The 6,655-nt window shown below is 51.6% G+C and carries 6 protein-coding genes; 3 read left to right on the forward strand and 3 right to left on the reverse strand.

The window, feature by feature from the left end; translation table 11 throughout:
* The first annotated feature begins 36 nt into the window (after window positions 1-36).
* Both BLP55_RS13045 and pyrF read left to right on the forward strand, forming a co-directional pair.
* The gene (locus tag BLP55_RS13045) at window positions 37-1,620 is read left to right on the forward strand and encodes a Na+/H+ antiporter (protein ID WP_091145104.1); all 1,584 of its coding nucleotides are present in this window, start codon (window positions 37-39) and stop codon (window positions 1,618-1,620) included.
* Between the two features lie 95 nt (window positions 1,621-1,715).
* Window positions 1,716-2,534 (forward strand): orotidine-5'-phosphate decarboxylase, encoded by an 819-nt coding sequence (gene pyrF, locus BLP55_RS13050; protein ID WP_091145107.1) that lies wholly within the window; start codon window positions 1,716-1,718, stop codon window positions 2,532-2,534.
* Here the strand turns inward: pyrF and BLP55_RS13055 are convergent.
* Entirely contained in the window at window positions 2,520-3,614 is a 1,095-nt protein-coding gene (locus BLP55_RS13055; protein ID WP_091145109.1) for a lipase family protein, read from the reverse strand. The genes pyrF and BLP55_RS13055 overlap by 15 nt on opposite strands.
* A gap of 98 nt (window positions 3,615-3,712) precedes the next feature.
* Window positions 3,713-4,717: an FAD:protein FMN transferase gene (locus tag BLP55_RS13060; protein ID WP_091145310.1), complete on the reverse strand. Its 1,005-nt coding sequence runs from the start codon at window positions 4,715-4,717 to the stop codon at window positions 3,713-3,715.
* An 81-nt stretch (window positions 4,718-4,798) separates the two neighbouring features.
* Between BLP55_RS13060 and BLP55_RS13065 the strand changes: the two genes are divergently transcribed.
* Window positions 4,799-5,584, forward strand: coding sequence for an ABC transporter substrate-binding protein (locus tag BLP55_RS13065; protein ID WP_091145112.1), 786 nt, complete (start codon window positions 4,799-4,801; stop codon window positions 5,582-5,584).
* 222 nt (window positions 5,585-5,806) lie between these two features.
* Here BLP55_RS13065 and BLP55_RS13070 read toward each other — a convergent pair whose 3' ends face one another.
* Entirely contained in the window at window positions 5,807-6,508 is a 702-nt protein-coding gene (locus BLP55_RS13070; protein WP_091145116.1) for a DUF4197 domain-containing protein, read from the reverse strand.
* Window positions 6,509-6,655: the final 147 nt, after the last annotated feature.

Genomic DNA, 6,655 nt, shown 5'->3' on the forward strand with positions numbered 1-6,655 from the left:
GACAGTAGAAAGTCAACTATTCCCATTCCAAAAGCCATGCACGCCACTTTACCTTTTTTATTTGCAGTAGTCATCCTGATCGTCTTGGTGCAAATGGTCGCCAAGAAAATCCATGTCGCCTATCCGATCCTCGTGGTCTTGGCGGGTCTGCTCGTGAGTTTGATTCCCGGAGCGCCCAAACTGACACTCGATCCGGATTGGGTGTTTTTCATATTCCTGCCGCCATTGTTGTTCGAAGCCGCGTGGTCGATTTCGTTCAAAGGATTGGTGCGGTGGTACCGCATCATCGGCAGTTTTTCGTTTCTCGTGGTGTTCTTCACATCGCTGTCGGTGGCTTTTTTCGCGAACTACTTCATCCCCGGTTTTTCATTGGCGCTCGGCTTTTTGTTGGGAGGGATCGTGTCGCCGCCCGATGCCGTCAGCGCCGGGGCCATCATGAAATTCGTGAAAATCCCGAAAAGTACGGCCACAATTCTAGAAGGCGAAAGCCTGTTCAACGATGCTTCGTCGTTGATTATTTTCAGGTTTGCGATGATTGCCGTGGCCACGGGCCAATTCATCTGGAGCGATGCGCTGCTGAGTTTTGGCTGGATGGTTTTTGGCGGCGCGGGCATAGGTCTGGCGTTGGGTTGGCTGTTCGTGCTCGCACTCAAAAGACTACCCACCGATGTGCCGTCGGGCATCGTCTTTACGCTTTTGGAACCTTTTGTGCTGTATTGGGTGGCCGAACAATTGCACAGCTCGGGCGTGATGGCGGTGGTGACGGGCGGGTTGTTTTTGGCCAACCGTCGTTTTAGTGTTATGGGGAGCGAAGCCCGGATCAAAGGGGTTAGCGTATGGGAGAGTTTTGTATTTATCCTCAACGGGCTGGTCTTTTTTGTGATTGGATTCGATTTGACCGAAGTGGTCGACGGACTGCAAAAAGCGGGAATTCCATTGCAAGATGGCATCTATTATGGCGTAATGGTCACGGCGTTCATTATTTTTATCCGTATCGTGGCATCATACATCGCGTTGTTCTCGACGCTCATTTTCAGGCGAAGCATCGTATCGCCCGATTTCAGTTTCAGGAAAAACTGGAAAACGCCCATCGTATTGGGATGGACCGGGATGCGCGGCGTGGTTTCGCTGGCCGCGGCCTGTTCGATTCCACTTTACCTCAAAGACGGCACGCCGTTTCCGCAACGCGAAATGATCTTGTTCATCAGTTTTGTGGTCATCATCCTGACGTTGTTTATCCAGGGACTTACGTTGCCCATCCTCCTCAAAAAAATACGACTCACGGGACTCACGCCGTCGCATACGAACAAACACGAGGCCGAACGAGAACTGCGAAGTGAACTCTGGCGTTTTTCGATTGTCGAGATGAACGCGAAATACGAAGCGCATGCCCAAAAGAACTTGTTTTTGGCGACCACGCTGGCCAAATGGCAACAAAAGCTCGAGGCCACCGAAGACGATTTGTTCAATGCCGAAATCAGGACGATATACATCGATTTGCTCGAGGCCCAACGGCAATTCTTGATCGAAAAGAACAAAGACCCCAAGGTAGACGAGGAGTTCATCCACAAAGAAATTGCGCTGATCGATTTCGAAGAGGAGCGCGTGAAGATGCATTGATGGATCGCGGTTTTTGAACCCTTTGAGGGCAACCCTCGGGCAAAAAAGATGCGTCGGCAATAGGGGATTAGGGCGCAAAGCCGTACCTTTGCCGCATGACTACAGCACAACTCATTTCGCAAATCAAACAAAAAAAATCATTCCTTTGTGTCGGGCTCGACGTCGATCTCGACAAGATCCCCGCGCATTTGTCCAACGCCGAATTCCCGATTTTCGAGTTCAACAAAGCCATCATCGACGCCACGCATGACCTGGCCGTGGCCTACAAACCCAACACCGCGTTCTACGAAGCGCAGGGGCTCAAGGGTTGGCAGTCGCTGCAAAAAACCATCGCCTACATCAACGAGAATTACCCCGAAATTTTTACGATAGCCGATGCCAAGCGTGGCGATATAGGGAACACCTCGCGCATGTACGCCAAGGCGTTTCTCGAAGATTTGAATTTCGATTCGGTGACCGTGGCGCCCTACATGGGCAAGGATTCGGTGGAGCCGTTTCTGGCGTTCGAAGACAAACACACGATTTTGCTCGCGCTGACCTCGAACGAAGGCGCGTTTGATTTCCAAACGAAAGATGCCGATGGGATCGAGTTGTACAAACAGGTGATCGAGACCTCGAAAACCTGGACCAACGCGCAAAACCTGATGTATGTGGTAGGGGCCACCAAGGCCGAGTATTTTGCCGAAATCCGCAAAAGACTACCCGATAGTTTCTTTCTCGTGCCGGGCATCGGCGCGCAAGGCGGCAGCCTGGCCGAGGTGTGCAAGCATGGGATGAACAAGAACGTTGGGTTGCTCGTGGCTTCGTCACGTGCGATCATCTATGCGGGCAACGACGTCGATTTTGCCGAAAAAGCCCGTGTCGAAGCGCTCAAAGTGCAACAAGAAATGGCGCAGATTTTACTCGACCGGTAGTTTGTCCAACAAATAAAGATAGGCCAACAGGCTGTGGTGCTGGAAAAGCTTTGATTTGTCGTCGGGGAATTTCTGGTAATAGGCCTCGTCTGGGTTGAGCACGATCATGTTCCCGCAACGCATGTAGTTGTTCGAGTCGTAGAATTCCTCGGGACTTTTGTAGCCCGGGACATTTTTTTCGACCACGCGCGACGCAATTTTCCCCAGGTACAGTTGGTATTTCTTGAGCGCCCTTTTGTTGGGACGCGTCAGCTGGCCGTGCATGAACGTCATGAGTTTGTTTTGCGGGAACGGCAGTTTGCGCAGTTGTTTTTTGGCTTCGGTAAACGGATTGACGTTGTTGAAATCCCCGACTACCTGAATTGTCACGGGAACTTCGGGCACCCAATCGGCGGCGTTGACCACGCTGTAGGACCAGCCCATTTGCGTCGAGGCTTCGTAATCGTACGCAAAATAAAGATTGCCCGGCTTGGGTGCGGCGCTGCAATACGTTTTCCAAACGATGTCCTTTGGGAGCACACCCGTTTTTTGATAGTGTTTGAGTTGCGCGGTGATCAGGTAGGCGAGTGCGGCGCCCTGGCTGTGTCCAAAAATCATGAATGCGCGGAATCCTTTTTCGTATTGTTCCCTGACCTTGGGCAAAATATCGGTGAGCAGGTAGGCACTCGACAACGCCCAGCCCACATGCACCGCCGCGCGCGGATTGTTTGCGAAATGATAGTCGAATTTGAGCGTGTCGTTGAGTTGCAGTTGCCCCACGGCCGGGATCATCGCCGCATAAAAGTTGGCCATCCAACTGACCTTGCTGTTGGCCGTCCCGCGCAGGCAAATCACCGCATGGGTGTGGTTTTCGTACAATTCCCATTGGTTCTCCATGCCAATCACCTTGGAGCGGTAAATGGTGCGGTAGGCGGTACTTTCGGGGATGCCTTTGTAAATTGTACTGTCGCCCCAACACGAGAACGCGCGCAACAGTTGCTTGTATTCCTCTTTGTCAAAGCCCGCGCGTAGCGGTTTGGTCGCCTGGCCCCATGCCGTACAGGCTATCGCGAGCAGGACAACACCCAAAAACGTCTTCATTGCAGAGAATTTTCGAATAAAATTAACGCAATGATCTGGCTTGGCCCTTACAGCATTTTAACAAATAGATTACAGGTATTGCACCCCACGGTTAAGGTTCAGTGTTTTACCCTGTCGAGTGCGATGTTTTTCGAATGGTGGATGTCGCCGTTGTCGTCTACGATGATGCCGCTCACGCCGGGATGCTGTGCGAGCAGTTCAAGCCCGCGCGAGACGCCCAAAACCACGATAGACGTCGAAAGCCCGTTGGCGAGTTCGGCGCTGTCGGCAAATACCGTGATGCTCGAAACCCCCGAAGCGGGATAGCCCGTGCGCGGGTCGATGATGTGCGCATACCGTTTCCCGTCGAGGACCACGAATTTTTCGTACGTGCCCGAGGTGACAACCGCGCCATCTTCGAGCGGGAACACGGCAAAAACCTTGGTCTTGTCCAGCGGATTCGTGATGCCCACCGTCCAAGGCGTACCGTCGGGTTGGGTCCCCCAGGCGTTCATGTCGCCCGATGCATTGACGATGCCCGCCTTGATACCTTTGCTTTGCAGCAATGCTTTGGTCTTGTCGGCGGCGTAGCCTTTTCCGGTGGCGCCGAATCCGATTTTCATGCCTTTTTTCTTGAGAAAAATCGTCTGCGCGACCGAATCGAGCACGATGTTTTGATAGCCGATCCTGCGCACCGAACGCCGTACCGCGCGCTTGGAGGGCGTTTTGGTCATGCTGCCATCAAATTTCCAAACCTTGTCGATGGCCGCAAAACTGATGTCGAACGCGCCGTTTGTCATGGTAGAAAAAGCGATCGCGCGCCGTGTCAAATCAAACAGCTCGCGATCGACCTTTACGGGTTTGATACCTGCGTTTCGGTTGACCTCGGACACTTGCGTCGCGGGAATCCATTCGGAAATCAAATGCTCGATGCGCGTGATTTCGGCCACGGCGGTGTCGATGTAGGCCTGCGCATCGGCTTCGTTTTTGGCCGACACCGTCAAATCGAACCGCGACCCCATCAACGTCACCACCCTGGTCTGTACAGTTTGCGCCAGGGTAAGCAGCGGCATCAGACAACAAAGCCCAACGAAAAGGCATGGGAGCACAATTGTTTTTTTCATGGCGTCAAAGTTAAAACATCGGGCCCAAAAAAGTGTGGTTTTGGCCGGCAATCGCTAACTTCGCATACCACAAATAGGCACATGCAAGACCAAATAGGAAAACATTTCGAATTCACTTCGCCGCCGCGGCGCATCGTATCGCTTGTGCCGTCGCAAACCGAGTTGCTGTGCGATCTGGGTCTGGAGGAACAATTGGTGGGCATCACCAAGTTTTGCGTGCATCCGTACCACCTCAAATCGGTCAAGACCATCGTGGGCGGGACCAAAAAGGTACGTCTCGAGAAAATTGCGGCGCTCGAGCCCGACATCATCGTCTGCAACAAAGAAGAGAATACGCTCGAAATGGTCGAAGCATTGCGCAAAATTGGTCCGGTATGGGTCACCGACGTGCGAACACTGGACGACAATCTCCGTATGATCGCCGATTTCGGGCAACTGTTCAACCGCCGTACCGAGGCGCAAAAATGGACCGACAAGATTACATTCGGCTACCAGGATTTTAAACACTACATAGCAGGAAAGCCATTGCGCAAAGTCGCCTATTTTATTTGGAAAAATCCTTGGATGGTGGCAGGCGAGGACAATTTCATCAACGAGATGTTGACGCTCAATCGCTTCGAAAATATTTATGCCAAAGGGCGCTACCCAGAAATCGAACTCCGCAAAATGCGTCTGGAAGGCGATCCCGATGTGGTTTTGTTGTCGTCTGAACCCTATCCGTTTAAAGAAGAAGACGCGTTCGAGATCGGTCGTTTTACGCACCACGCCAAGACCGTTTTTGTCGACGGCGAAATGTTTTCATGGTACGGAAGCCGCGTGCACAAAGCCTTCGCGTACTTCAAGCAACTGCACGATAGGCTGGGGTAGCGCACAAAAAAACCGACGATTTTTTCAAACCGTCGGCATCTTTTTAACTAACTCTAAACCAAATAATAAAACCCTTTATTACATTACAAAGATGCGACAAAAATCGGGGTGAAAGTGTTAAGGATTAGTTATTTAAAGTTAAATTAAAGTTGTAAAGTCGTAAAGTCAAATGTCGAACGCAGAATAACCAAATAACCGAATCAACGATTAACCGATAAAACGCTAGTCCTGCAGCGCAAAAACCCGCTTGAGCAGGTCGGAAGTGCGCGCCGAAAGGTTGTTCCGGATGTCTTTTTCCTCGACGGCCACCATCTTGAACACGCCCTCCATGGCCTTGTCGGTCACATAGTCGTTCAGGTCGGGATTGACCTTCTTGACCAACGGGATCGCGTTGTATTTGGTGATGATCTGGTTCCACACCTTGTCGGCACCCACCTTGCCGAGCGAGGTTTTGACCACGGGATTGAACTTGGTGTACAACTGTGTCGATGTCGTGTTCTGCAAATAGGTCGTCGCCGACGAGTCGTTGCCCAAAAGGATGTTGCGCGCATCGGTGAAGGTCATGTTCTTTACCGCGCCTGCAAAAATGGGCGTGGCTTCTTTGACGGCATTCTCGGCGGCACGGTTGAGCACTTTGAGTCCTTCGTCGGCCAGGCTCGACATCCCCAGGTCGCGCAGTGTTTTGTCGACTTTCTTGAGTTCGTCAGGAAGCAAGATCTTGACGGCTTCGTTCCTGAAAAATCCGTCGGTCACGGTAAGTTTCGAGACCTGCTTGGTGATGCCGTTGTTGAGTGCTTCCTTGAGACCCGCAGAAATGTCGGCGTTAGCCACCGTTCCGAGTTGCGGGTATTGGCTGGCCACTTGTTGCAGTTCGGCGCAGCTTGAGGCGAGGAATAGGAGGGTGATGAGGAGGAGGTTTTTCATAAAGTCGTAAAGTCATAAAGTCGTAAAGTCATAAAGTCGTAAAGTCATAAAGTCATAAAGTCATAAAGTCGTAAAGTCGTAAAGTCGTAAAGTCGTAAAGTCGAACGTCAAAAGTCGAACGCCGAATAACCAAATAACCAAATAACC

Source organism: Flavobacterium caeni (genome assembly GCF_900101895.1).
In the GTDB taxonomy this organism is placed as follows: domain Bacteria; phylum Bacteroidota; class Bacteroidia; order Flavobacteriales; family Flavobacteriaceae; genus Flavobacterium; species Flavobacterium caeni.

Coding starts and splice junctions, on each gene's coding strand:
- BLP55_RS13045 (WP_091145104.1), top strand. CDS start 37: ATGCACGCCACTTTACCTTTTTTATTTGCAGTAGTCATCCTGATCGTC.
- pyrF (WP_091145107.1), top strand. CDS start 1,716: ATGACTACAGCACAACTCATTTCGCAAATCAAACAAAAAAAATCATTC.
- BLP55_RS13055 (WP_091145109.1), bottom strand. CDS start 3,614: ATGAAGACGTTTTTGGGTGTTGTCCTGCTCGCGATAGCCTGTACGGCA.
- BLP55_RS13060 (WP_091145310.1), bottom strand. CDS start 4,717: ATGAAAAAAACAATTGTGCTCCCATGCCTTTTCGTTGGGCTTTGTTGT.
- BLP55_RS13065 (WP_091145112.1), top strand. CDS start 4,799: ATGCAAGACCAAATAGGAAAACATTTCGAATTCACTTCGCCGCCGCGG.
- BLP55_RS13070 (WP_091145116.1), bottom strand. CDS start 6,508: ATGAAAAACCTCCTCCTCATCACCCTCCTATTCCTCGCCTCAAGCTGC.